Here is a 24,444-nt window from a genome sequence, read left to right on the forward strand (position 1 = left end):
CCCGCGGGGTCGAATTACCTACCCTGTCGCCACCTACAGAAGGGGAAACCCCACCGCAGGCAGCCCCCACTTCTCCATCGTGCTGGCCCTGATGGCCGTGGTGGTGGTGCTGCTCAACGTCGGAGCCTCGAAAGGCGTGACGTTCGGCCCGATCGTCACCGACGGCGGCTTCTTCCTCTTCCCCCTCGCCTAGATTTTGGGAGACGTCATCAGCGAGGTGTACGGCTTCAAGGCGGCCCGGCGCGCCATCGTGACGACGTTCGCCCTCTCCGCCCTGTGCTTCTGGATCATCATCGCCCTGCCCGCGGCAGAGTGGTACGACGGGCAGGAAGCCCTCACGCGCACGCTAGGACCCATCTGGCAGATCGTCGCGGCGTCCCTGTTGGGCTTCGCCGTCGGGCAGACCCTTGAACTCGTGGGTCCTCGTCCGGATGAAGGCGCGCTTCGGGGAGGAGCGCCTGGTCATCCGGCTCATGGGCTCCACGGGCGTCGGCGAGTTCTCCGACACGCTGATCTTCTGCGCCATCGCGGCGCCCGTCATCGGCATCAGCGACCCCGGCACCTTCACGAACTACGTGGTCGTTGGGTTCCCGTACAAGACCGGCGTCGAGTTCGTCCTCGTCCCCGCCACGACCGGGTGATCGCCTGGTTCAAGCGGCGCGAACCGACCTACGGCGTCGTTCAAGAGGCCTACGACGCGCTGGCGGGTCCCGGCGCTGAGACTACCCTGAGCCTATGGAATTCCTCACTGCGGCCGGCCTGAGCTCGGCGGCCGGGCTGAACGCCTACATCCCCATGCTCGCGCTGGGGCTGCTCGACCGGTTCACGTCGCTGGTCAGCCTACCCGTCGGCTGGGAATGGCTGTCCAACGACTGGATGCTGGGGATCCTCGGCGTGCTCCTGGTGCTCGAGGTTGTGGCGGACAAGATCCCGGTGGTGGACAGCATTAACGACTGGGTGCAAACGCTGGTGCGCCCGGCTGCCGGCGGAGTGGTCTTCGCCTCGGGCATAGGCGCTGAAACCGTGACGGTGTCCGACCCGGATTCCTTCTTCGCCGGCGACCAGTGGATTCCCGTCGTCATCGGCGTCGGCATCGCCCTCGTGGTGCATCTGGTGAAGATGACCTCCCGCCCCATCCTGAACGCGACCACCGTGGGAACCGCGGCGCCGATCGTCAGCACAGCGGAGGACGGCGCGGCCCTTGGTCTGGTGGCGGCGGCGCTCTTCCTGCCGGTCTTGGTGCTTGTCCTCCTACTTGCCCTCGCCGGTCTCGCGGTCTGGATCGTCCGCAGGTTCAGGCGCCCCAACACGCCGGGGGCGCCGTGGCAGCGCTCGGCGGCCTGACTCCAAGGGCATACAAACGCGGAGAACCTTGCCATGATCTAGACCATGGCTGAGAAACCCGAACACGCCCAGAACGACAATCGGAATGGCAATCCCACCCCAGGACAGCCCGCCGACGGGCCGGACGCCGAACACGTCCGTCCGCCGGGCGCCACCGACGCAACGGTGGAGGCCCTCGGAAAGGTCTCCGAAGCGCTCGAGGTTGTCGAGCACGCCCGAGGCCTCCTCTACGGCTTCCATCGGCTGACCGGCACCGCCGACTTGGCACTCGGCGAGGCCGTCCAACTGCTCCGCGACGCCGGCCACACCGACCTTGCAGCGCGGGTGGACGAGGAGATCGTGGGACGCAACGTCATCCACGGGCGCTGGACGTTCCAAATCGTGGAGGACTACGACGACAACTACTACGCGGCGTTCAAGGACATGGAGAGGTGGGCGCGCGACGAGCTCCTCGACGGCAAGCGGCACCTTTTCGAAGCGGAGATGAAGGAAAGCCGCCGCAGCCGCGGACGACCGCACCACGAGGCTGTCCCGCCGGAGGATGAGGTGTCCTAGAGGCCCTGCGGGTCCGGCTCCTTGGCGTAATACGCGGCCAGCGTCCGTTCCTTGAGTTCGAAGAACGTACCGTCCTTGATGGCGCGGCGAGCGTCGTCGACCAGGCGCACCACGAATCGCTCGTTGTGGATGGAGATCAGCGTGTGGCTAAGTAGCTCCTTCGCCTTGTACAGGTGGTGGATGTAGGCGCGCGTGTAGTTCGCGCAGGCGTAGCAGTCGCAACCCTCCTGGAGAGGGGTGAAGTCGTCCCGGTATCGCCGGCCGGAGAGGTTGAACCGGCCGTGGGGGGTGTAGAACGCGGAATTTCTGGCCACGCGCGTGGGGGAGACGCAGTCGAAGGTGTCGGCGCCGTTTTCGATGGCGGTGAACATGTCGTCTGGCTCCGAGATGCCCAGCAGGTGGCGCGGCTTGTCCTCGGGCAGCACGTCGGCGCACCAGCCGACGATGGTCCCCAGGTTCTCTTTTTCCAGGGCGCCGCCGATCCCGTAGCCGTCGAACGGCATCGCGCCCAGGTCGGCGCACGCCTTCCGCCGGAGGTCCTCGAACTGCGCGCCCTGGATGACTCCGAACAGGGCTTGGTACGGCTTGTCCTTCCGCTCGCCGGTTAGCCGGAAGTGCTCGGCGATGCAGCGCTCGGCCCACAGGCGGGTCCGTTCCAGCGACTCCTTCTGGTACGCGCGCGAGTTGTGCAGCGTGGTGAGCTCGTCGAACGCGAACATGATGTCCGCCCCGATCCGGTGCTGGACACCCATGGAGATCTCCGGCGTGAAGCGGTGCATGTCGCCGTTGAGGTGCGACTTGAACCAGACGCCGTCGTCGTCCACGTTGGCGAGGCGTTCCTTGCCGGGCGCGACGGCGTCGTCCGCACCTGACTGGTCGGCGGTGCCCATGTCGATGACCTTCTTGAAGCCCGAGCCCAGGCTCATGACTTGGAACCCTCCGGAGTCGGTGAAGGTGGGGCCGGGCCAGTTCATGAAGGTGCCGAGGCCGCCTGCCGCGTCGAGGATGTCCGCGCCAGGCTGGAGGTAGAGGTGGTACGCATTCGCCAGTACCGCCTGGGCGCCGAGTTCCCGGACCGATTCCGGCAGTACGGCCTTGACGGTGGCCTTGGTTCCGACGGCGATGAACGCCGGAGTCCGGATCTCTCCGTGCGGGGTGGAGATGGTGCCGGTCCGTCCCGCCAGTGGCGAACCGTCCGGTGCCGTCAGGCGCGCGCCAACCTCGAAGGTGAAGTCCGCCTGCCGCGGATGGGTAGGCAGGGTTGCGGTGGGCGACGGGATGGATTCAGGCACCCAACCAGTTTGCCGCATTCCGGAACCGCGCGGCGCCGGAACGCCCCTGCTTCTGCCGTAGCCGGTATCGGTGCCCGAGCCGGCGGTGCGCGACACAAAGCGGCAGTCTCCTCCGTCACAGATACGGCGGTCTCACGTGCCCCAGGAGCCCGTCGCTCGGATCCGCGCTTAGGGTGGAAATGGACGAGCCGTTACACACCGGAGAGGGACCGATGAGCAACCCGCTTCACTGGCGCCAGATGTTCACGCTTGGGCCGTCGGACCGGGACCACCTGATCGCCTCGCGGGCGGCCCTCGGCGTGTTCCTTCCGCTGGTTCTGCTCATGGGGCTGGACCGACTGGATTTGGCGGTCTTCGCCATTTTTGCCGCGTTCACGGGTATCTATGGGCGCGCGCCAACTCACCGGGACAGGGTTGCGGCGCAGGTTCGTTCGGGCCTGTTGTTGCTGACCGTCATCGTTTTCGGGTGGGCTTCCTCGGCGTTCCTGGTCGAACACGGCACGGGGGTCGGTTCATGGACGCTCGTCGCGCTGACCACGCTTGTGGCCTGGGCTTGCTCGCTTGCCACGGGTTTTCTCCGCATCCGGCCGGGCGGTTCGCTGTTCCACATCTTTGCCTTCGCCGCCATTGCATCGATACCCGAGGTCCCGCGGTTTATCGAGGCGGTCGGCACATCCGCCGCCGTTGTTCTCCTGTGCGTGCTCATCGGGGTGTGCAGCTGGGTGCTTCCCGCACGTCGCACTGGCTGGGTCCGCACCGCGCCGGAGCCGTTGTCGCCCAACGTCCGCAGGGCGATCTGGATCGAGTCAGTCGGCTACGTGCTGGCGGCCGGCATCGCCGGAGCTGTGGCGACGCTCCTGTCGGATCCACTGAACGTGGGGCACGGATACTGGGCGATGGTGGCCGCCGTCGTGCCGCTTGCCGGCCACACTACCCGACACCGTGTGGCGCGTGGCTTCCACAGGATCCTGGGGACGGTTGCCGGGCTGGTGGTCATGGCCGGTGTCATTCTGGTGAACCCGGGGCCGTGGGGGGTGGTCCTGTTCATCGGCGTCATGCAGTTCTGCGCGGAACTGCTGATTGCCCGCAACTACTTCTGGGCGCAGGTTTGCGTGACTCCTCTGGCGTTGGTGGGAACATCCCTCGCCGCCGGCTTGGGCCCATCGCTCGTGTACGACCGCATGGTGGAGACCGTTATCGGCGCGATGATCGGGGTGGCGGTGGTCCTGGGCGGATCGGCCTACGGGAATCGCATGCGCCGTAGCGAGGGACTGGCCGCTGTCTAGAACGGTGGTTCGTCGTCGGCGGCGCTCTCGGGTGACGCGGCGTCCGGCTCCGGTTCTGGGTCCGTTGGTTGGGGTTGGTTGGTGTCGGTTTTTTGGCGGAGTTCGGCCAGTGATCGTCGCCAGGATTCTTCGGCTTCGGCTTGGTGCTCGGTTCGGATTCCGCCGTTGTGGGGGTCCGGGCCACGATCGCTTCGGCCGCCGGGCGGCGGGGGTGATTTGGTGGTTTGCCAGGGGATTTCGGTGTCGGTGTTGTAGGTGAATCCGGCCGGCGAGGTGTGGGTGATGGAGCCGTTTCCGGTGGTGAGGGTTTGCCAGAGTCCGACGGTTTTCATCTTGTGGTGTTTCGGGCAGCGCGGGGCGAGGTTGTCCAGGTCGGTGGTTCCGCCGTCCTGCCATTCGGTGATGTGGTCGTTTTCGGAGTCCACGCGCGCGCAGCCGATGTGGGTGCAGTAGGGGTCCCGGGCGGTGAGCATCCGGCGCATCGGTTCGGTGGGTCGGTAGCGGGCCCGTCCCATGGCGACGATCGCGGTGCCGTCGGGGGAGGCGTAGAGCGTCGCCCACGTCGCGGCAAGCCGGGCCAGGTGCAGTGCGGCGCCGGGGTCGATCGGGCCGTATCCGGCCAGTTCGCACACCTCGGGACCGCCACCGGGAACCCCGCCGGATCCCGCACCGGGTCCGGCGCCGGGTCCCGCGCCGGGTTTGGCGCCGTCCGCCGGGTCGGCGTCTGCGGCCGCGGCGTCCGGATCGCCGGTCTCGGTGGCCGCGGTGTCCGTGGTGGTTGTTTCGTTTGCCGTGGCCGGTCCGTCCGCGGTTTCGGCGTCCGGGGTCGTTTCAGACGCCCTGGCAGGGGCCGTGGCCGTGGCCGGACCGCGGGCCTGCGCCGGGCGGGTGCCCGCCGGAATGTCCGCGGCGCCACCCCCGCGGGTTCCTTCGCCGCCGACCGCCCCATCAGCCCCGCACGCCCCGACACCCCGCTCGTGGGCGACGGCAGCGCCGTCACCACCGTCGGCGGCCCTGTCGCCGGCGGCGTCTGCGCCATGGACGGCCCCGCCGCCGGCAGCGTCCCTGCCCCCGAACGACGCTCCGTCCCTGCCGCCTCGATCGCCAGGCGGGGCCGTCCCGGCCGTGCGGTGGGGAGGAACGCCGGTGGGGCGGCCAGCGCCGCCTCCGCCGCCAGCGCCGGAGGGAGCGCCCGTGGCGTCCGCGCCGTCCGCGCCGTCCGCGTCGTCGGCGTCGTCGGTGGCGCCCGCGCTATCGGCGTTCCCGGCGTCGTCCGTGGCGTCCGTGGCGTCCATGGCGTCCATGGCGGCGAGGGTGGTTTCCAGGAGGGTGCCGGCGTCGCCGGTGAGGACGTCGTGCGGGAGCAGGACCATGATCTCGGCCTTGATGTTCGCCCACGTGTCCCCGTCCTCGGTGCCCAGCACCAGGGCGGCCAGGACGTCGGCGCGCAGCTGCGCCATGGTCCGCTCCTCGCCCTGGACGCGGTGCAGGGTCGTGGCGATGCGTTGGATCCGGTCCATCATCGCCACCGCGTCCACCGCGTGGAGCTCGGCGTGCATCCGAGACCTCCCGTCCGTTCCGGGTTCGACCCAGACCCCGCGCTTTTCCCCGGCGGCCTTCACCCGCTCCCGCAGCACCCCCGGACCCATCTTCGCCTGCACCCGCCGGGCCTTCTTCCCCAAATCCGCCGGGGTGCGTCCGGGGGCGAAGGCCAGCAGCTCGGCCTCCAACCAGTCCCGCTGCGCCTCCATCAACTCCACCTCCGCCGCCACGTCCCGCCGGTACCGCTCCACCACGGCCGGGTCCGCCCCGTTCCCCGGAGGGGGGACCGCGGCGGGCTGGACGGCCTCGCAGGCCTCCAGGATCACCCGCAGGTGCCCGAACCCCAGCTCCCCGTTCCCCAGCGCGGTAAGGGACGCCTTCCGGTGGGTGGTGAGCTCGATCGCGTGGGCGACGCGCGCCTGCATCGTCGCCTCGGACGTTCCGGTCGCCGGGGCCAGTTCGGTCGCCGCGGCCGCCGTCGCCCACCAATCCACCTTCGGGTCCGTCTCGGCGAACTCCGCGCGCAACCGCTCCGCCCACGGCCGGTAGACGCCCCGGGAGGTCCTGGCCAGTTCGGTGAGCTCCGCCAACCGCTCGCGGTGGACCGCCTCCACGGCCGCGGCCCGCAACCGCACCTCGTCCGCGTCCAGCCCCGCACGCCGCCGGGCGCCCTCGCGGGTCAGCAACACCGCCTCCTCCAACGTCAGCGCCCCCGGATCCACCACCCGCAACCGCCCACCCACGAACAACGCATGCTCCGCCGACACGCCCTCCACCGCCTCGACCGGCTCCACCAGCCCCGTCCCGCCAGGCTCCCCGGCAGACCCCGAAGGCCGGGCGGAACCGGAATCCGCGGCAGGCGCCGCGCCACCCGCGGACCCGGTGGATGCGGAGCCTTCGGACCCGCCAGGGCCCGGGACCGCGCCCCGCGCGTCCCCCCGGCCACTCTCCGAATCCCGCTTCCCGTCCATACACCAACACTAGAAAACAGATACGACAGAATAGACCCCAAGACACCATTTGGGGAAAAGAGATGCTAATTTCCCACTCATTCGGGACCGTGGAGGAACAACCCCCGCCGCACCAAGGAATCGGGACTGGAGCCGACGGGCTCCGGTGCAGAAAAGCCTCCGACCGAGACGACCCTCCGACTAAGCCTTGATCCACCGACGGGCTCGGGTGGGGTAGGACGTCATTAATGAGGAGATGCCCGTCTTTTCAGGGAAAATTGGACTTACCACAGAACAAGTTTCCTGAATCAGAAGGGCATCTCGCAGGTGCAAGTTTCCCACAGTCCCTCCGCCGTGTCAGTTTCCTTCGACGAGCCCAACCTCGTGTCTGCCGCGGGGCTGGTGCCGATCCTCGGATTGGCCAGGGACGCGGGCTTGCGCGAACTGGCCGACGCGCGGCTCACTGTGCCCACGGACAAGGGCGCGAACGCCGGCTTGAAGGTCACCTCGCTGGTGGCCGGGATGACCGCCGGGGCGGATTCCATCGACGACATGGCAGTGCTGCGCCACGGCGGTACCAAACGGATCTTCAGCTCCGCCTATGCTCCCTCGACTCTGGGTTCGTTCCTGCGGTCCTTTACCTTCGGACACGTCCGCCAGATCGACGCGGTTGCCTCCCGCTTCCTGGTCAACCTCGCCGACAGGGCAGCACCACTGGGAAACCCCTCGGACCCCGGCTTCGTCTTCGTCGATGTCGACGACACGATCATCGAGGTCCACGGCTACCAGAAACAGGGATCGGGCTACGGCTACTCCGGGGTGCGGGGACTGAACGCCCTCCTGGCCACCGCCTCCACGAAGGACGCCGCCCCGATCGTTTTGGCCCAACGGTTGCGCAAGGGCGCGGCGAACTCGGCCCGCGGCGCCAGGCGGCTGGTTGCCGATGCCCTGTCCACGTTGGGGCGCATCCGTGAGGGGGCCCCGGTGCTCTGCCGCTTCGATTCGGCCTACTACGGCCACGCGCCGGTATCCGCCGCCCTGGCCGCCAGGGCCGATATCTCGGTAACCGTGCGCATGGACCAGGCAGTGAAACGCGCCATCGCCGGCATCGAGGACTCCGCGTGGACAACCATCGAATACACCGACGCGGTCTTCGACGAGGACGCCGGCGCCTGGATTTCCCGCGCGGAAGTCGCCGAAACATCCTTCACCGCGTTCACCTCCCGCAAGAAGGGCGAACAAGTCACCGGACGCCTCGTCGTGCGCCGCATACCCGAGCTGAACCCGCAATCCGGAGTCGGCCAGCCGACCCTGTTCCAGGCGCATCGGTTCCACGCGTTCTTCACCACCGTCACCAACGACGTTCTGGACACAGTCGCCGCGGATGCGGCCCACCGCAAACACGCCATCATCGAACAAGTCAACGCCGACCTGAAAAACAGTGCCCTGGCACACCTTCCATCCGGGCACTTCGGGGCGAACTCCGCCTGGCTGGCGCTGGCCGTAATGGCCTACAACCTCGCCCGGACCGCGGGCGTCCTGGCCGCTGGGAAGTTCACCAAAGCCAGGACCGCAACAATCCGGGCCAAGCTCGTCAACGTCCCGGCCCGAATCGCCTCCAGTGGCCGAAGAATCCGCTTACGCCTACCCGAGGCATGGCCCTGGCAATCGGCGTGGGAACGACTCTTCACCGCAGTGAACGCACCACCACAACCTTCCTGAAAACCGACCAGTCAGCCGTACCGCGGCACTACCGGAAAAACAACGTGGAACACCACCGGCAGCGAGGCCGGGACATCAACGACACCCAAAACCACGTAACTCAAAAGTTCACGTAAACGATCTATCACTCACCACGCATCGGTGGATCGAGGCTAAGGCGGCCCAAGCGCCGGAGCGCCGGAGCCTCGTTTACGGGTCAGCCACGAGGCGCCGACAAGCGGCTTGATCCAGCAGAAACCACTCTCAACCGCGCACGCCTATTCGCCTACGAACTCGACTGGTCCCCGGCGCCGCGGTCCGCATCGCCCGAGCGCAGGACGTCCAGTTCGTGACGGATCATCCGCCCGAGCTCGTCCGCGTCGAGCGTGCGCGAGCCTCCGTGCGCACGGAGGTGGAAGAGTGCGTCCAGTCGTTGCGTGCGCCACTCGTGTTCCGCCGCGGTGTCGGTAGCCGCCGCCGCACGGTGGATCTCGCGGTCGAAGAGGTTCGGCGAATCCATCTGGCGCTGGCGCACCTCGGCGGTCAGTTTGGACTTCAGCGGGTCTTCCTCGAAGTGGTCCGTGGCACGCAGCGCCTCGGCGTAGTTCCGCGCGGAGGCCGCATCGCCGTCGTCCTCCGCGAGGAAAGCCGCCATGGCGAGGGCGCCCTGGATGCTCTTCCAGCGGCCGAAGTTGCCGTCGAACGGCAGTTCGGTGAGGATGCCCAGTGCGCGCCAGGCGTTCGTGCGGTCGTCGAGCTCGACCAGCAGGAGGTGGGCCAAATCGCGGACGTCTTCAAGCTGCGCGCCGGCCTTGGCGTTGAATCCCCGGCTCAACCGCGCAACCGGCGCCAGCACGCGCTGGTCCCACGGATACTCACGGGCAATTGAGATGAGCACCGATTCGGGCGAACCCTCCTCGACAGGAATCACTGTGAGCTCGTCCAACGTCGCCTCTGGCGGGGGCTCCGTGGTGTGGACGCGCAGCGTCGACCCGCAGGCGATGGTGACGGTCTGTCCGCTCTCCAACGTTGCCTCGATGTAGGCGGGCGTCCCGAAGCTGTCCTGGACGGTGCGCAATCCGGTGACGGGGAGGCTCGGTGCGCCCGTGCGCGTGATGAAACGGTTGCCGGGCGCGACCTTCTCGGCGCGTACGGACCTAATGTGAGTCTGCTCCACGACGCTCCTACCGGCACCAGCCGACGTGGGCCAGCGCCTGCCGGATCAGGTTGCCGCGTCCGCCCTGAAACTCGTCCTGCACGTCGGGGCTCATTGCGTCCTCGGGACTCAGCCAGGTGAGCTCGAGGGCATCCTGGCGGGGGCTGCACTCGCCGCGCACAGGGATGATGTAGGCGAGGGAGACCGCGTGCTGCCGGTCGTCGGTGAGGCCGGTCTCCGAGGGGGAGGGGAAGTACTCGGCGATCGTGAACGGCACGGGGCTGGCGGGCAACTGTGGCATGGCCATTGGACCGAGGTCCTTCTCCATGTGCCGGACCAACGCCGCGCGGATGGTCTCGCGGTACAGCACCCGTCCGGAGACAAGCGTCCGGGTGAACTGGCCCTCTGCGTCCGCCGTGTACAGCAGGCCGATCTCGTTGACGTAGCCCAGCGGGTCCAGGCGCACCGGGATCGCCTCCACATACAGGATGGGAAGGCGCTGCCGGGCCTCGTAGAGGTCCTCGTCGGAGAGCCAGCCGGGGTATGGATCGGGGGTGCGCACGTTCATACGTCATGTTTATCCCATCACGGCGGTCAGGGCACGCCCCCATCCCGCCCGCGGACGGATTGCCCCGGAAGCGAACACCGCGGAATACCGCGGACGCCCCGGGGGTTACGCTAGATTGCCGCGGAACGACGGCGGCCGGCCCGCCGCCGGCCCCGCCCCGGTCCCGCAGTGGGCAATCGCTCGGGCAGCCGCTTCCCAGCCTCAGCCCCGCCCTTTCGAACCCGCCCACCGGCGGGTCCCTTTCCGGACAGGAACATCCGTGCAGAACACGAGCAGCCCCACCCCAGCGGCCGCGCTTGCCGACCCGAGGAGACTGACGGCCTCGTCCCGTACCACGATCGGCGTGCTGCTGGTCGCCTCCTTCGTGGTCATCCTCAACGAGACCATCATGAACGTGGCACTGCCGCGGCTGATGGTCGCCTTCGACGTCTCGGCGGACACCGTGCAGTGGCTCGCCACGGCCTTTATGCTCACGATGGCCGTGGTCATCCCGACCACCGGGTATCTGCTGCAGCGGTTCTCCGTCCGCAGGGTCTTCGTCCTCGCCATGGGGCTATTTTCCGCCGGAACGCTGCTGGCGGGTTTGGCCCCCGGGTTCGAGGTATTGCTCGGAGCCCGCGTGGTCCAGGCCAGCGGCACGGCGATCATGCTGCCGCTGCTGATGACCACCATCCTGAACCTGGTGCCGCCGTCCCGACGCGGCGCCATGATGGGCAACGTCAGCATTGTTATTTCCGTGGCCCCGGCCGTGGGACCGACGATTTCCGGCCTGATCCTGCAGTTCCTCGAGTGGCGCTTCATGTTCCTGCTGGTGCTCCCGATCGCCGTCGCCGCGCTCCTGATCGGCGCACCCCGGCTCGATCCCAAGGCCGACGCCGGCGACATGCCCTTCTCCATCCCTTCCGTCCTGCTGTCCATTCCAGGTTTCGGCGGCCTCGTGTACGGCCTGAGCCGGATCGGCGGAGGACACGACGGCGCCGCGGCACAGGGGCCCGACGCCGGTGCCATCGTCGCGCTGGTCGTGGCCCTGCTGTGCCTGGCCGCCTTCACGCTGCTGCAGCTGCGTTTGCAGCGCAGCGACCGGGCCGTCCTGGACCTCCGGCCCTTCACCTACCGTCCGTTCACCGTGGCGCTGTTGCTGATGGTGCTGGCCATGGTGGCGCTGTTCGGCGTCATCATCCTGCTTCCGATCTACCTGCAGAACGTGCGCGGGTTGGATACCTTGGGCACGGGGCTGTTGCTGCTGCCGGGGGGACTCCTGATGGGTCTGCTGGCACCGTTCGTCGGCCGGGTGTACGACCGCGTGGGCCCGCGCCCGCTGATGATCCCCGGATCGGTTCTGCTCGCCCTGGTGCTCTTCGCATACTCGCGGCTGACGCCTGAAACGCCGATCTGGATGTTGGTGACGATGCACCTGCTGATGTCGCTGGCCTTCGCGTTCCTGTTCACCCCGGCGTTCACCTCGGGCCTGAACCCGCTGCCGCACCACCTGCATTCGCACGGCTCCGCGGTGCTCAGCACGCTGCAGCAGCTCGGCGGTGCCGCCGGTACGGCCCTGCTGGTGGGCATCATGGCGTCGTCGACCGCGCTTCCGGCCGCCGCGGGTGCGGGCCCGATCACGGCGCAGGTGGACGGGTTCCGCGCCGGGTTCCTGACGGCGGCGATCGTCAGTCTCGGCGTCGTTTTCCTGGCCACCCTCCTTGGCAAGTCCACGGTGGAGGACCCGTCCGGCGAGTAGCCGCGCCGCTCCACCGCGCTCCACGTTTCGACGAAGGTAGGCAACCCCCGCCCCCGTTTCGACGAAGGTAGATGTCCATTTCCGAACGAAAACGAGCATCTACCTTCGTCGAAACGAAAGGGGTGGCATCTAGCTCCGTCGAAACGGCGCCGGTCTTACCAGGCTGCGCGCCAGTACTGGGCCGGACGGGGGTTGTCGTCCCGCCCGAGTCCGAGTTCCTTCGCGGCCATGGCGGGCCAGTGCGGCTGGACCAGTGCGGCGCGCCCGATGCTGACGCCGTCGGCGTGGCCGCCGGCCAGCACGTCCTCCGCGTGGTCCGAGTCCTCGATGAGGCCGACGGCCGTGACGAACGAATCGGTCCCCTCCAGTGCCTCCCGGACGGCGGCGGCCAGCGGAACCTGGTAGCCGGGGCCGGACGGACCGTGGAACGCGCCGATCCCGCCGCTGGAGAGGTCGAACACGGTCACGCCCAGCTCGCGCGCCTCGCGCACGAAGCGGACGGTGTCCGCGATGCGCCAGCCTCCCTCGACCCAGTCTTCGCCGGAGAGCCGGATCGCCAGCGCCTTGTGGGCGGGCCACACCTCGCGGACGGCCGCGACGACCTCGCGGGCGTAGCGGGTCCGGTTCTCGAAGCCGCCGCCGTACTCGTCGGTCCGGGTGTTGGTCAGCGGCGAGAGGAACTGGTGGATGAGGTAGCCGTGCGCGCCGTGGATCTGGACGACGTCGAAGCCGGCCGCGTCCGCGCGCTCGGCCGCCTGGGCCCAGGCACGCACCGAGTCGGCGATGTCCGAGGTGGTCATCGCGCGCGGGGACGCCAGTTCGTGGATGTCGGTGGGCGACGGCGCGAGGGTCTCCCAGCCGCCGTCAGCCGCGGGGATGGAACCGCGGGCGCCGGCCGCGGCTGCCTCGGGCAGCCAAGGGTAGGTCGAGGCCTTGCCGCCGGCGTGGGCCAGCTGGATGCCCGCCGCCGCGCCTTGGGAATGGATGAAGTCGACGATGGGGGTCCAGGCGTCGCGCTGGGCGTCGTTCCACAGGCCGGTGTCCTGGTCCGAGATGCGCCCTTCGGGGACCACGGCGGTGGCCTCGGTGTAGACGATGCCGAAGCCGCCGGCGGCGCGTGCACCGAGGTGCATCAGGTGCCACGCGTGCGGGACACCGTCCTTGTCGGTCACAGAGTATTGGCACATGGGGGCCAGCGCGGTCCGGTTGCGCAGGCTCAGGCCGGAGCCGTCGGGGGTGGTCAGGGTCGCGGGTTCGAAAAGTAGTGGCACGTCCTTTGCAACCGGCGGAGTTAGACACGTATTCCCACGATGCGTTGTGTCTACTCGCTACTGGCTCTGGGTTACTCGACGGCGGGTCGCCCCATGATCCGGAGATCCGGTCCGCCGTCCGGGCAGGCGGTGTGCACTGTGAGCCCGGTTGGCTCCTCGAGGACCCTGGCCGGTACCCCCGCGTCGGCGAGCCGGTCCAGGAGACGGAACGCGTCGCCGTCGTACTCGAAGGAGAGCTCCAGCCCAATCACGGAACCTGCGCGGACACCTACCCGGCCGCCGTTTTTCGCGGCCAGTCGCACCATGTCTCCGTTAGGCGCCAACTCCTTGGCCCCAAGGTCCCGGAGGGTTTTGACCGCGCCGGCGGCGTCGGGCGTGGTCCAGAGGGGCATGACGTGTAGGGAGGGACCAGCTGGCTCCAGTCGCGGCTTTTCGTCGGTGGCCAGGATTTCTAGACCGTCTGGGCCGGCGATCACGGCGGTCCGATCGCGGGTGGACTCGCTGATGACGACGCCGGTGCCGGCCTCGCGCGTGCGGCTCGCGAACTCGTCGAGGTCGCCGACCTCGAACGCGAGGCGGGTCGTTCCGGCGGCCGGATCGGCGGCGCTCCTGCGTTGCAGCGCCACGCGCCCGTGGGCGGAATCGAACTCGGCCCAGTGGCCTAGATCAAGGGCCTTGACGAGCCCCAGACCCTCCAGCAGCCGGGTCCAGGCGTCGAGACGTTCGGTGGTCCGGATGGGGCGCAGTCGCAGCATGGTTCGATGCTAGGCCCCGCCGTAGCGGGCGACGAAGTTACGGAGGAGCAGGCCGGGCCAGCGGACGTCGGATCGGTAGGCCAATTCGGTGAGCGAGTCCGCTTCCGACGACGGAAAGTATCCCGCGTCACGGTAAATGTCTATGCGGGTGGCCAAGCCTCGGGCGTCCAATTCGGGGTGGAACTGCGTGGCGTACAGGTTTTCGCGGAACTTGAACATTTGCACCGGGCATGCGGGGGACCCGGCGAGCAGCACCGCGTGCTCCGGGAGCGACGCGACGGCTTCCTTGTGCCCGACGAACGCCGTAAAGGTCTCGGGCACACCGGCCGTGAGTGGGTCGCGGCGACCGGCCGCGGTCAGTGTCACTTCGGTGGTGCCCACCGGCTCGCCGTGGGTGCGGTCAAGGACTGCGCCCTGGTGCGTGCCTAGGGTGCCGACGCCGTAGCAGGCACCAAGGAACGGGAAGTCTAGTTCGACGACGACGTCGAGCAGGCGCCCCAGTTCCGCCTCGACCCGTAGCTGCACGGGCGACTTCCTGTCTCGCGGATCGGACGTGTTGAAGGGGCTGCCGCCGACCATGATGCCCGCGTAGTCCTCCAGCGCCGCGGCCCGCTGAGACGCGTCATCCGAACCGAGGCCGTCCGGGAGCGAACCCTTCTCCAGACGCACCACCTTCAGCCGTCCCGCATCCAGCCCGGACAGCTCCAAAAACCCGCGGAACTCGTCCGCGGCGGCGGTATCGTCCTCACGGGTAGAAATCAGCAGAAACGGATTCTGCCCCACAGGCATCACGCGGCCCCGACCGCGGGTGGCGGAAAGGCCACGCCCTCGCCGACCACCCGTAGGTAGACCTGTGCGCCGGGCCGTGCGACGCCGGCATTCCAGTGCCTGATGCTGATGGTCTGGGCTGTTCCGGTGTGGTCGGGACGGTCGTCCAGACGGATGGTGACGGTGACCTCCGGACCGAAATAGTCGGTTTCGATGATGGTGCCGTGGATTTCTCCGCTGCCAGCGATGCGGATCTGTTCCGGCCGCAACAGCAGTTTCATCGCGCCCTGGCCCGGGGGCAGCCGCACCGGGATGTGGCCCAACGCGCAACTCGCCAGCGATCCACGAACATCGGCGTCGAGGATCACCGCGTCGCCGAGGAACCGGGCCGTCTCAAGATCTGACGGCCGTGTGTAGACCACGAAGGGCGCTCCCACCTGTGCCAGCTTTCCGTCGCGCAGAATCGCGACTTGGTCGGCGAAGGACAACGCCTCCGACTGGTCGTGAGTGACCAATATCGTGGTGACACCGGCGGCGGCGAGTGTCTGTGCGACGGCCTTCCGCGTGGCGACGCGCAGGCCCGCGTCGAGGGCGGAGAAAGGTTCGTCGAGGAGCATCAGTTCGGGTTCGCGCGCCAACGCCCGAGCAAGCGCCACGCGCTGCTGCTGACCGCCGGAGAGCTGGTCCGGGCGGCGCCGGGCGTGTTCGGCTGTCAGCGAGACCATCTCCAGTAGTTCGACGACGCGGTCCTTGGCACGCGTACCCCGAAACCGTGCCCGGTTCAACCCAAAGGCGATGTTCGCTGCGACGTCCAGATGCGGAAAGAGCGCACCGTCTTGGGCGACCAAGCCGATGTTGCGCTGGTGTGGTGGGACCATATGTGCCCCTTCGGCGACCACGCGGTCATTGAGTCGCACCGATCCCTCGTCGGGAACCTCGAAGCCCGCGATGATCCGCAACAGGGTGGTCTTCCCGGACCCCGAAGGTCCGACGATCGCCGTCGTGGTGCCGCGCAGAACGCCCAACGAAATGTCATCCAGCGCGCGCGTGCCCGGGAAATGCTTGGAGACACCTGTGATGGCGAGGTGTTCGTGGCCGGTGTCGAGGGGGAGGGAAGTAGGGTTCATTTCTTCTCCTTGAAGACGCGCGCCACCAGAATCCACGTGGGAGCGATAGCGAGCAGGACGAGCAACGCGGCGTAGGGTGCGGCTGCGGCGTAGGCGTTGACCGACGTGTGTGTCCACAAGCGCGTCGCCAGCGTCTCCATGCCGGTGGGGCGCAACAATAGCGTGGCGGGAAGCTCTTTGATGGCGGTCAGCAGCACCAATAGCGCGCCGGAGGCGATCCCTGGCAACGCGAGCGGTAGCGTCACGCGGAGGAACACCGTCACCGGATTCCTACCGAGGGACACGGCGGCCTCCTCCGTGTGCGCCGACGTGAGCACGGCGGCGCCGACGATGGGGCCGAGCGCCAGCGGCAGGAACAGCGTGCAGTAGGCCAAAGTCAGCAGCCATTGGGTCTGGTACAGAGAGTACAGAGTGTTCACACCGAGGAAGACGACGGCGAGGCCCACCACGATTCCCGGAATCGTGTGCGCCACGTATACCACCCGCTCCAGGTGACGCGCCCAACGCGCGCCGGACTTGGCGATCGCCAGGCCGAGCGGAATGGCCAGCGCCGTCGTGAGCAGGGCGCCGCCGCCCGCGGCCGACAGTGAACCGCCGAAGGCCTGGGCAACCTCCTGTAGGGACCCTGGGCGCGAAACGCCGCGGATGCTCCAGACCAACATCGCTCCCAGTGGGCCGCCCACGGCGACGACCACCAGCAGCCATGCCCCGGCGGCCCACACGAGTCCCGCCCCACCGAGGGCCAGCAGCGGATGGGGGCGGCGGGCTCCGGAACCGATGCGGGCGTAGCGTGTGCCGGTGCGCCGGAACCGTCCCTCAACCACCAGAACCAAGATGGTGATCAGCAGCAAAACAGAGGACAGTGACACTGCGCCCAAGCGGTCGAAGCCCATGTTGAATGAGGTAAAGATCGCGCGGGTGTAGGTGTCGACCCGCAGGATAGAGACGCTGCCGAAATCCGCGAGCACATACAGCGCGCAAAGTAACCCGCCGGCCGCCATGGCAGGCATCACCAGCCGCAGCGTGACGCGGAAGAACGTGCGGGCCGGGGACAGACCCAGCGAACGGCCGGCCTCCTCCTGAGTGGTGTCCACGGACAGGAGCGACGCGCTCACCGGAAGATACACGTAGGGGTAGGTGACCAGCGTGAGCACGAACGCGGCCGCCCAGAAGCCCTCGAAAGTCGACGTCGGATCGATCAGGTCCGCCAGCGACGACCACCCAAAGGCAGCGACGTAGCTGGGTACGGCCAGCGGCAGGGCGGCGGCCACCGCCAGCGCCCGGCGGCCGGGCACGTTCGTTCGCGTCGCCAGCACCGCGAGGCCTACCCCTATGGCTAGGCAGAGGATGGTCACTACGGCGACGAGCCCGAGCGACGTCGCCGTGAGGCGGCCAACGCGTTCGGTCAGCAGTTCCGCGAACAGCGCGTCGAGCCCGTACTGGCCGGTCCGGATAACCAAGTAGACGACGGGGATCAGTGCGACGGCGGCGGCCAGTAGGGCGCCGACGGTCAACACCGGGTGACGCGCCATCCAACCCCGGCGCCAGGTACGCCGAAGGGCGGCCACACCCTGCGGGTGCGGCCGCCCTGTCACCTCGGCTGGTGGAGAGATCAGGCGAGCCCGGCTTCCGTGATCATCTTGATCGTCGTCTCGAGGTCGTCGAGGTTGTTCAGGTCAACGTCAGGAACGTCGAGTTCAGTCAGTGCCGGCAGGCCCTTCGGGCCGGCGACGTCCTCGAGCATCGGGTATTCGCTGGTCTCCTCGGCGAAGTACTGCTGGCCCTCCGGGGAGAGGAAGTACTCCAACAGCTGCGACGCCTCGTCGTCGGCCGCGTGTTTGATCAATCCGACGCCGGAGATGTTCACTAGGGCGCCGACGTCGCCACCGGTGAACATGTGGTTGGCTGCCTTGAGTTCCTCGGCGTCAACGCCCTGTTCCTTGGCCAACTCGTACAGGTAGTAGTGGTTGACGAGGCCGAACGGGATCTTCCCGGCGTTGACATCGGCGACGATGGGGTTGTTTCCGTCACGGATAGCCGGATCGTTCCCGGCCAGGTCCGCCAAGTACTTCTCGGCGGCTTCGTCGCCCTTCATTTCCCGCAGCGCGGTCACGAACGACTGGAAGGAAGCATTCGACGGCGCGACCCCCACCTTCCCGGCGTACTCGGTGGAGTTGAGTTCCTCGACGGTGGCGGGGAGATCCGCTTCCTCCACCATGTCCTTGTTGTAGACGAGGACGCGGGCGCGCGCGGTGACGCCGGTCCACTCGCCGTCGTCGTCACGGAACTCCGCCGGGACGCTCTCCAGTAGCGATTCGGGCAGTGGCTCGAAAAGTCCGGCCTCGGCCACGGCGCCCAGCGCACCGGCGTCCTGCGCCAAGAAGATGTCGGCCGGGGACTTGTCGCCCTCCTCCAGCAGCTGGGCGGCCATAGCGGCCGTGTTTCCGTAACGCACGTCGACGGCGATTCCGGTCTCTTCGACGAACCGGTCGATGATCGGCTGCACCAGTCCCTCGTTGCGACCGCTGTAGAGCGTGATGCGGTCTTCGGTGGATCCCGCGGCGCCGTCCGCCGAGCTGGAACCGGACGGGTCGGTCGAACCTCCGCAGGCGGTCAGGCCAAGGAGTGCGGCCGCGGCAACGGCCGCAACGACGGGACGCTTCAGGTACATGCGAGGAGCCTTTCTTGGGTTTGCCGTGTCAGCTCGAGACGGCAGTATCAACAAATACACGACCAGCGCCTATTACACCATCTGCGTGTACCCAAATTGCGTATGTGACGGTAAGGACTCCCTGTTCTGGGTGTGCTGGCCAGCGCGGGGATCATCACTTACGCTGGGTTCGGTTAATGACCATTAACCGATGACCGTATGCCCACACAGGAGGCCACATTGAGGATCGCCGAGTCAGTCGCGCTCGTGACGGGAGGGGCGTCCGGCCTGGGGGCCGCCACGGCCAAGGCACTGTACGACGCCGGTGCGTACGTCGTGCTCGTCGACCTACCCTCCTCCGACGGCGTGGCCGCGGCCGAACGCCTGGGCGACCGCGCGAGGTTCGCCGCGGCCGACGTGACCAGCGAAAGCGAGGTCCGCGCCGCCGTCGAACTGGCTTCCTCGCTGGGCCCGCTGCGCGTGGCCGTCAACTGCGCCGGCGTCGCCACGCCGGGCAAGGTCCTGGGCCGCGACGGCGTGCTGCCGCTGGAGGCGTTCGAGCGCGTCGTGCGGATCAACCTCGTGGGGACGTTCAACGTGCTGCGGTTGGCGGCGGAGGCGATCGCCGCGACGGAGCCGGTGGTGGATCCGGCGACCGGCACCGGGGAGCGCGGCGTGGTGGTCAACACGGCCTCCGTCGCCGCGTTCGACGGCCAGGTCGGCCAGCCGGCCTACGCCGCGTCCAAGGGGGCGGTGGCCGCGATGACGCTGCCGATCGCCCGGGAACTGGCCGGCAAGCTCATCCGCGTCGTGACGATCGCGCCCGGCATCTTCGAAACCCCGATGCTGGCGGGACTGCCGGACCAGGCGCAGGAGTCGCTGGGCAAGCAGGTGCCGCACCCGGCCCGGCTCGGGAAGCCAGCCGAGTACGCGGCGCTGGTGGGCCACATCGTGGAGAACCAGATGCTCAACGGCGAAACCATCCGGCTGGACGGCGCCATCCGCATGGCGCCGAGGTGACCGCGGTGACGCGGGAGGACACTCACGCCACGGCGGCCGCCGCGGGACTGCCGGACGCCGACTTCCTGGCCGTGGAGGCGCAGCTTCCGCCGCGCGAACGCATCAAGCTGGCCGAGGTGCGCGAGTTCCTGGACCGCGAGGTGCTGCCGCACGCCTCCGGCTGGTGGAGCCGGGAGGAGTTCCCGCACCACCTGCTGGGCCGGCTCGGCGAGCTCGGCATCAGCACGCCGACCCGGCACGGGTATTCGCACCTGTTCCATGGCCTCCTGATCGCCGAGCTGGCGCGCGCCGACGCGTCGCTGGCCACGTTCTTCATGATCCACCACGACCTCTTCGTCGAGTCGCTGCACGCGTTCGGCACCGACCGCCAGCGGAGCCTGTATCTGGAGGACGCGGCGGCCCTGCGCACCACCGGCGCGTTCGCGCTGACGGAACCGGACCACGGCTCGGATGTTGCCCGCGGCATGGAGACGACGGCGCGGCGCGACGGCGACGAATGGGTCGTCAACGGACGCAAGCGGTGGATCGGCAACGGGACCTTCTGCGACCACATGCTGCTCTGGGCGAACGACGCCGACACCGGGGAAGTGCGCGGGTTCGTCCTGGACACCTCGCTGCCGGGTTTCACCGCCACGCGGATCGAGGACAAGATCGCGTTGCGCACGGTGCAGAATGCGGACATCGTGCTGCGCGACGTGCGGATTTCAGAGCTGGACCGGTTCCCCGGCATCGATTCGTTCGCGGACACCAACCAGCTGCTGCGCTCCAGCCGCATCATGGTCGGCTGGGTGGCGGTCGGCCAGCAGCTGGCCGCGTTCGACGTCGCGCGCGACTACGTGCTTCGTCGGCGGCAGTTCGGACGCCCGCTGGCGTCGTTCCAACTGGTCCAACAGCACCTGGCGCAGATGCTCGGCAACGCCACGGCGTCGTTGACGATGATGGCGCAGCTCGCGGCCCTGCAGCGTGTGGGGCAGGAGAACATGCCGCAGGCGGCGCTCGCCAAATCGTTCACGACCCTGCGGATGCGCGAGACCGTCGCGGCCGGGCGGGCGCTGCTCGGCGGCAACGGGATCGTCGCGGACCGGCGCATGGCCAAGATCTTCGCCGATGCCGAGGCGGTCTTCACCTACGAGGGCACCTACGACATCAACTCGCTGATCGTCGGCCGCGCGGTGACGGGAATTTCGGCCTTCGGCTAGCCCCGCGGACGGCCCCGGGCGCCGGAGGCGGGGCACCGGGACGCCGCGCGCGTCAGCAGACGCTCGGCTCGCCACCCGCGGAGTAGACGCCGGTGGATGACAGATCATCAGGACTGCCCATGATGACGTTAGTCCACCCCTTCATTCGCGACATGGAAGCAGCTATGGGGTCCGGCATGCATGCGGCGCGAGTGAGGAGCAGTGGGGCGCCGTTGTATGCAGCGACGGCCGACCCCGCTAACCCGCCCGGGAAGTCACTGACGGCCGAGAGGATCTGGCGCTGCGAGCCCGTCCCGAAGTAAACATTCGCGATGTTCGAAGAGACGCCGTACGCGTTGCTCCCCGATCGGCGGACAACGTAGGCGCCGGGGAGAACCGAACGTATTTGCGACACGACGTTCGATGAAACCGTGCTCGTTGACCCGGCAATGACGACCATGCGCGGCTGGAGACGTCGCAGGGCGAGCTTCGTTGCGTATGGAAGGTTATTGGCGGTCGTCAGCAGCAGTGGCTGCTTACGTTGCGCTGCGACAGCGCCCAACGAAAGGGCGTCGTGGTATCGCTCGCCGGATGCAAGGAAAACCGTGCTTGTGGAGGCCCAAGCATCGGAAACGTCCTTGGCAGTTCCGTAGCGATCCGTTCCGTACATACGTGAGACTGGAGCGATGGCCGAGAGCTGCCTGACGACTGCCGAAGTGATCGTGTAGGTACTGCCGACAACCAGGATTCTACTTGGCGAGAGCCGCTGAATCTCACTCATGGTTGTTGCAGGGACATCGTATTTTCCTGTAAGCAGTAAGGGCGCGTTATTTTTTCTGGCTAGCGAAGGGCTGGAGAGGGCTTCTCTGAAGTCAGCACCAGATGCAACGACAACGGTGGCCGACGAGGTTGGGAACGTCTTGCGGGATGCCGCCACTGCTGTCGAGTATCCCTCAGGGCCTCCGAGGCGCACGGGCGCCAGCCGGGTCGGCCACACGTCGCCGTCACCCAGGTACTCCGTGGTCAGCCGGTAGGGGGTTGACCGCCGGTTGTTCGCGAAATCCTTGAGCGTGGCGAGGTCGCCGTTCCAGACGTTGCCGTCGACCTCCTGTGTGCTGCCGATCAGGTCGGCGGTGAAGGTGTACTGCCAGATGTTGAACGTCGTCCAGCCTTCGGGGAGTTCCCGCGCGTTCTTCGGCACGCTGGTCGCCGTCGGCACGAGCGAGACGTGGAGCGGCCAGTCCTTGAACGCCGTCGAGTCGCCCGTGCACACGTCCCACCACGATTGGGCCGTGTAGATCATCGGGAGGCGACCGGTGCGTTCCTCGACGGTGCTGCCGAAGTCCTCGATCCACGACACCATCTGGGCCGGCGTCAGGCCGTAGCACGAGTCGCCCTCGCCCTCGGGGTACGTCGTGCTGGTGTACGGGTTCCATTCGATGTCCAGCAGCGGGGGGAGCGTCTTGCCGTCGGCGGACCAGCCTCCGCCGTTGTCCATGAACTCGATGGCTTGGTCCCTGCCCGAGGAGTGCGCGGGTTTGGCGAAGTGGTACGCGCCGCGCACCATGCCCTGGTTGGCCGATCCGTTGTACTGCTGGGGAAAGTAGGGGTTCTTGTACAGGTTGGCGTACGGGCCCCACGATTCCGTGGCCTTGACGTACGCGAAACGCGCGCCCTTGCCCCACGCGTAGCTCCAGTCCACGTTGCCCTGGTGGCCCGAGACGTCGACGCCCAGCACGCCGGGCGGACGCCAGGTGCGCAGCGATTCGGTGTTCGCCTGGACCTGCAGGGCGGCGGATTCGGCGTGGAACACCCCGAATGTGCCCGGGGCGGGTGCGGTTTGGGGCTGTTCGGTGGGGGACTGTCCCTGCTGGGGCTGTTCCGCAGCCGTTCCGGCGGCGACATCCTCCGCGGCGGCAGCGAGCCGCTCCAGTTCCTCGATCGTGGGAGCCTGCGGGTTGTCGGTCTCTTCGAGCCTTTTCAGCCCCTGGCCCATGTGGGCGTCCGCGGCTCCGGTGCCCAGCGCCGCGTAGGCCTGCTCCGAGAGCCGGACGCGTTCAGCCGCCCCCGGATCGCCGGCTGCCGCCAATTCCTTGCGCAGAGACGCGGCGGCCTGGGCGGCCTCCGAGGGATCGGGTGCGGGCTCCGTGGTCGCGGGGTCCGGTGCCGTGGCTACGGGGACCCGCACTGCGGGTTCGGGCGCGTCCAGGGGTTGAGCCCCGGCGGGTAGGGCAACGGATGCGGCCAGCGCCAGAGCGACCGTTGCTGCGACGAGGTGGGAAACCGGGTTGCGGTGAAGCATAAACGTCCTGGGGTCGCGACCGCTCGGGGCCGTGTGAATGCAGGGAAGCATGGGGCTGGTGTGCTTCCAGTGTACCCGCGATGTTTCGTAAGGCTAGGGCAGTTGCTCCCCGGCGGTGACGGACAGGTCCAGGCGGTTGCCGTCGACCGGTGCCGGGCACACCGCGTGGGGAGTGAACACAAAGGGATAGTCGAGCGTGCGGTTGAAGTCGAGGACCACCGTTCCATCAGCGGCCGGCGCGGCGGTCAGGAACCGCCACGCCGGCGTCGTGACCCCGTTGGTCTGGTCGTGGAAGGACAAGATCAATTCACCGGAGCCCCCGGCCACCGCCGTGAGCCGGTGCTCCCGGTCTTCTATCTCGAAAACCACTTCTCCCACGGCTGTCGCGGTCAGTCGCGTGTCGTCGCGATAGGTGGCGATCCCGACGCGCCGCGGGCGGTCAGCGGGTTCGAACCGGCCGGACACGACCCACGCCGCGTCGTGGGGAAAGGTCGGGACGCCGCCGAAATCGTCGAGCGCCGTGGTGCGGCGCTCGCGGGTGCGGACCATGTACCGCGCATCGCGCAGCCCCAGCTCGACGACCGTCGAGCCGTGCCGCACCCAGAGCAGGGATTCGCCCTCGCCCAGCGAACGGTGGTGCGTGCCCACCAACGGGACGTCCGGTTCCGTGGAGGCACCGCCGTCGTGCTCGACTATGCCCTCAGGCGCCGCGGCCTCCAGCACGGCGGCGCCACCGTCGACGCTCCACAGGCCGGGGAACAGATCGATCCTGCCCGGCGCGGCCGGTAGCCATTGGAAGGAGGTCAACGTGAGCCAGCCGTATTCGGAGGCGAGGGAATCCTCGCGGTTCCGGCGCCAGCGCTTCCAGGATTCGACGTCTGCCATGCAGCCAGTGTCCCATTAGTGTTGAGCGGTGCCTTCCTTCCGCGCCCAGCTGAACATCGTCTCGCTACGCCCCGGGCGCCGCCCCGAGGCGGTGATGGAGGCCGCCGTGGAATCCCTCGCCGCGCGGCACCACGTCGAGGCCAACCAGCTGGACATCGTGGCCGGGACGCCGAGGATCACGTTGCGCTTCACGGTAGGCGACGACGAGTGGGACGGCGAGACGCGGCGTGCGTGCGAGTCGGCGGCACGGATGCGGGCCGCCGTCGAGGCCGTCGCCGTGACGGAGCGGCTGGTGGTCCTGCGGCGGATCCGCGGACGCTGGAGCCCGATGCGGCACCCCGGCGGCGGGTCCTAGA

General features: G+C 68.3%; 20 protein-coding genes and 1 pseudogene. 9 read left to right on the forward strand and 12 right to left on the reverse strand.

The window, feature by feature from the left end; all coding sequences use genetic code 11:
- The first annotated feature begins 13 nt into the window (after positions 1–13).
- The 3 genes and pseudogenes from AC0QSG_RS14930 (at position 14) to AC0QSG_RS14940 (ending at position 1,899) form a co-directional block, all read left to right on the forward strand.
- A pseudogene (locus AC0QSG_RS14930) lies at positions 14–763 on the forward strand (queuosine precursor transporter).
- The gene (locus AC0QSG_RS14935; protein ID WP_435728668.1) at positions 736–1,344 is read left to right on the forward strand and encodes a DUF4126 domain-containing protein; all 609 of its coding nucleotides are present in this window, start codon (positions 736–738) and stop codon (positions 1,342–1,344) included. The pseudogene AC0QSG_RS14930 and the gene AC0QSG_RS14935 overlap by 28 nt, the downstream one beginning before the upstream one ends.
- A gap of 45 nt (positions 1,345–1,389) precedes the next feature.
- Complete coding sequence (locus AC0QSG_RS14940) at positions 1,390–1,899, forward strand: hypothetical protein (RefSeq protein ID WP_475375965.1); 510 nt, start codon at positions 1,390–1,392, stop codon at positions 1,897–1,899.
- Here the strand turns inward: AC0QSG_RS14940 and tgt are convergent.
- Entirely contained in the window at positions 1,896–3,209 is a 1,314-nt protein-coding gene (gene tgt, locus AC0QSG_RS14945; RefSeq protein ID WP_475377326.1) for a tRNA guanosine(34) transglycosylase Tgt, read from the reverse strand. The two genes, AC0QSG_RS14940 and tgt, sit on opposite strands and share 4 nt — an antisense overlap.
- A 194-nt stretch (positions 3,210–3,403) precedes the next feature.
- Here tgt and AC0QSG_RS14950 point away from each other — a divergent pair, with 194 nt between their 5' ends.
- Positions 3,404–4,477: an FUSC family protein gene (locus AC0QSG_RS14950; protein ID WP_475375966.1), complete on the forward strand. Its 1,074-nt coding sequence runs from the start codon at positions 3,404–3,406 to the stop codon at positions 4,475–4,477.
- Here AC0QSG_RS14950 and AC0QSG_RS14955 read toward each other — a convergent pair.
- Entirely contained in the window at positions 4,474–6,813 is a 2,340-nt protein-coding gene (locus tag AC0QSG_RS14955) for an HNH endonuclease signature motif containing protein (RefSeq protein ID WP_475375967.1), read from the reverse strand. The two genes, AC0QSG_RS14950 and AC0QSG_RS14955, sit on opposite strands and share 4 nt — an antisense overlap.
- 483 nt (positions 6,814–7,296) lie before the next feature.
- Here AC0QSG_RS14955 and AC0QSG_RS14960 point away from each other — a divergent pair, with 483 nt between their 5' ends.
- Positions 7,297–8,691, forward strand: a complete 1,395-nt coding sequence (locus AC0QSG_RS14960; protein ID WP_475375142.1) for an IS1380 family transposase — start codon at positions 7,297–7,299, stop codon at positions 8,689–8,691.
- A 265-nt stretch (positions 8,692–8,956) separates the two neighbouring features.
- Here the strand turns inward: AC0QSG_RS14960 and AC0QSG_RS14965 are convergent, their stop codons facing one another.
- Positions 8,957–9,847, reverse strand: a complete 891-nt coding sequence (locus AC0QSG_RS14965; protein WP_435728770.1) for a DUF6707 family protein — start codon at positions 9,845–9,847, stop codon at positions 8,957–8,959.
- Between the two features lie 7 nt (positions 9,848–9,854).
- Positions 9,855–10,394 (reverse strand): NUDIX hydrolase family protein, encoded by a 540-nt coding sequence (locus tag AC0QSG_RS14970; protein WP_435728769.1) that lies wholly within the window; start codon positions 10,392–10,394, stop codon positions 9,855–9,857.
- A 259-nt stretch (positions 10,395–10,653) separates the two neighbouring features.
- Between AC0QSG_RS14970 and AC0QSG_RS14975 the strand changes: the two genes are divergently transcribed.
- Complete coding sequence (locus tag AC0QSG_RS14975) at positions 10,654–12,132, forward strand: MDR family MFS transporter (protein ID WP_475375968.1); 1,479 nt, start codon at positions 10,654–10,656, stop codon at positions 12,130–12,132.
- 155 nt (positions 12,133–12,287) lie between these two features.
- Here the strand turns inward: AC0QSG_RS14975 and AC0QSG_RS14980 are convergent, their stop codons facing one another.
- The 6 genes from AC0QSG_RS14980 to AC0QSG_RS15005 form a co-directional block, all read right to left on the reverse strand.
- The gene (locus AC0QSG_RS14980) at positions 12,288–13,403 is read right to left on the reverse strand and encodes an NADH:flavin oxidoreductase/NADH oxidase (RefSeq protein ID WP_475375969.1); all 1,116 of its coding nucleotides are present in this window, start codon (positions 13,401–13,403) and stop codon (positions 12,288–12,290) included.
- A gap of 71 nt (positions 13,404–13,474) precedes the next feature.
- A complete protein-coding gene (locus AC0QSG_RS14985; protein ID WP_475375970.1) occupies positions 13,475–14,158 on the reverse strand; it encodes a VOC family protein in 684 nt (227 codons plus the stop codon).
- A gap of 9 nt (positions 14,159–14,167) precedes the next feature.
- Positions 14,168–14,947 (reverse strand): glutamine amidotransferase, encoded by a 780-nt coding sequence (locus AC0QSG_RS14990; protein ID WP_475375971.1) that lies wholly within the window; start codon positions 14,945–14,947, stop codon positions 14,168–14,170.
- Positions 14,947–16,053 carry an ABC transporter ATP-binding protein gene (locus tag AC0QSG_RS14995; RefSeq protein WP_475375972.1) on the reverse strand — a complete coding sequence of 369 codons (1,107 nt, stop codon included), beginning with the start codon at positions 16,051–16,053 and terminating at the stop codon, positions 14,947–14,949. Before AC0QSG_RS14995 ends, AC0QSG_RS14990 begins: the two co-directional genes overlap by 1 nt.
- A complete protein-coding gene (locus tag AC0QSG_RS15000) occupies positions 16,050–17,585 on the reverse strand; it encodes an ABC transporter permease (protein ID WP_475375973.1) in 1,536 nt (511 codons plus the stop codon). The genes AC0QSG_RS14995 and AC0QSG_RS15000 overlap by 4 nt, the downstream gene beginning before the upstream one ends.
- A gap of 80 nt (positions 17,586–17,665) precedes the next feature.
- Positions 17,666–18,724: an iron ABC transporter substrate-binding protein gene (locus AC0QSG_RS15005; RefSeq protein WP_475375974.1), complete on the reverse strand. Its 1,059-nt coding sequence runs from the start codon at positions 18,722–18,724 to the stop codon at positions 17,666–17,668.
- Between the two features lie 198 nt (positions 18,725–18,922).
- Here AC0QSG_RS15005 and AC0QSG_RS15010 point away from each other — a divergent pair, with 198 nt between their 5' ends.
- Together AC0QSG_RS15010 and AC0QSG_RS15015 are read left to right on the forward strand one after the other, a co-directional pair.
- Complete coding sequence (locus AC0QSG_RS15010) at positions 18,923–19,723, forward strand: 3-hydroxyacyl-CoA dehydrogenase (protein ID WP_475375975.1); 801 nt, start codon at positions 18,923–18,925, stop codon at positions 19,721–19,723.
- 5 nt (positions 19,724–19,728) lie between these two features.
- Positions 19,729–20,922, forward strand: coding sequence for an acyl-CoA dehydrogenase family protein (locus AC0QSG_RS15015; RefSeq protein ID WP_475375976.1), 1,194 nt, complete (start codon positions 19,729–19,731; stop codon positions 20,920–20,922).
- A gap of 52 nt (positions 20,923–20,974) precedes the next feature.
- Here the strand turns inward: AC0QSG_RS15015 and AC0QSG_RS15020 are convergent, their stop codons facing one another.
- Both AC0QSG_RS15020 and AC0QSG_RS15025 read right to left on the reverse strand, forming a co-directional pair.
- Entirely contained in the window at positions 20,975–23,203 is a 2,229-nt protein-coding gene (locus tag AC0QSG_RS15020) for a GH25 family lysozyme (protein ID WP_475375977.1), read from the reverse strand.
- A 93-nt stretch (positions 23,204–23,296) separates the two neighbouring features.
- Positions 23,297–24,088, reverse strand: a complete 792-nt coding sequence (locus AC0QSG_RS15025; RefSeq protein WP_475375978.1) for a DUF1684 domain-containing protein — start codon at positions 24,086–24,088, stop codon at positions 23,297–23,299.
- 28 nt (positions 24,089–24,116) lie between these two features.
- Between AC0QSG_RS15025 and AC0QSG_RS15030 the strand changes: the two genes are divergently transcribed.
- Positions 24,117–24,443, forward strand: a complete 327-nt coding sequence (locus tag AC0QSG_RS15030; RefSeq protein WP_475375979.1) for a hypothetical protein — start codon at positions 24,117–24,119, stop codon at positions 24,441–24,443.
- Position 24,444: the final 1 nt, after the last annotated feature.

It is taken from the genome of Arthrobacter sp. LT660 (genome assembly GCF_056172845.1).

Excerpts from the sequence above, each read along its gene's own strand:
- AC0QSG_RS14970 (WP_435728769.1), bottom strand. The coding sequence starts at position 10,394 with ATGAACGTGCGCACCCCCGATCCATACCCCGGCTGGCTCTCCGACGAG.
- AC0QSG_RS15025 (WP_475375978.1), bottom strand. The coding sequence starts at position 24,088 with ATGGCAGACGTCGAATCCTGGAAGCGCTGGCGCCGGAACCGCGAGGAT.
- AC0QSG_RS15010 (WP_475375975.1), top strand. The coding sequence starts at position 18,923 with ATGCCCACACAGGAGGCCACATTGAGGATCGCCGAGTCAGTCGCGCTC.
- AC0QSG_RS14940 (WP_475375965.1), top strand. The coding sequence starts at position 1,390 with ATGGCTGAGAAACCCGAACACGCCCAGAACGACAATCGGAATGGCAAT.
- tgt (WP_475377326.1), bottom strand. The coding sequence starts at position 3,209 with ATGCGGCAAACTGGTTGGGTGCCTGAATCCATCCCGTCGCCCACCGCA.
- AC0QSG_RS14935 (WP_435728668.1), top strand. The coding sequence starts at position 736 with ATGGAATTCCTCACTGCGGCCGGCCTGAGCTCGGCGGCCGGGCTGAAC.
- AC0QSG_RS15000 (WP_475375973.1), bottom strand. The coding sequence starts at position 17,585 with ATGGCGCGTCACCCGGTGTTGACCGTCGGCGCCCTACTGGCCGCCGCC.
- AC0QSG_RS14950 (WP_475375966.1), top strand. The coding sequence starts at position 3,404 with ATGAGCAACCCGCTTCACTGGCGCCAGATGTTCACGCTTGGGCCGTCG.
- AC0QSG_RS15005 (WP_475375974.1), bottom strand. The coding sequence starts at position 18,724 with ATGTACCTGAAGCGTCCCGTCGTTGCGGCCGTTGCCGCGGCCGCACTC.
- AC0QSG_RS14990 (WP_475375971.1), bottom strand. The coding sequence starts at position 14,947 with ATGCCTGTGGGGCAGAATCCGTTTCTGCTGATTTCTACCCGTGAGGAC.
- AC0QSG_RS15020 (WP_475375977.1), bottom strand. The coding sequence starts at position 23,203 with ATGCTTCACCGCAACCCGGTTTCCCACCTCGTCGCAGCAACGGTCGCT.
- AC0QSG_RS14995 (WP_475375972.1), bottom strand. The coding sequence starts at position 16,053 with ATGAACCCTACTTCCCTCCCCCTCGACACCGGCCACGAACACCTCGCC.
- AC0QSG_RS14985 (WP_475375970.1), bottom strand. The coding sequence starts at position 14,158 with ATGCTGCGACTGCGCCCCATCCGGACCACCGAACGTCTCGACGCCTGG.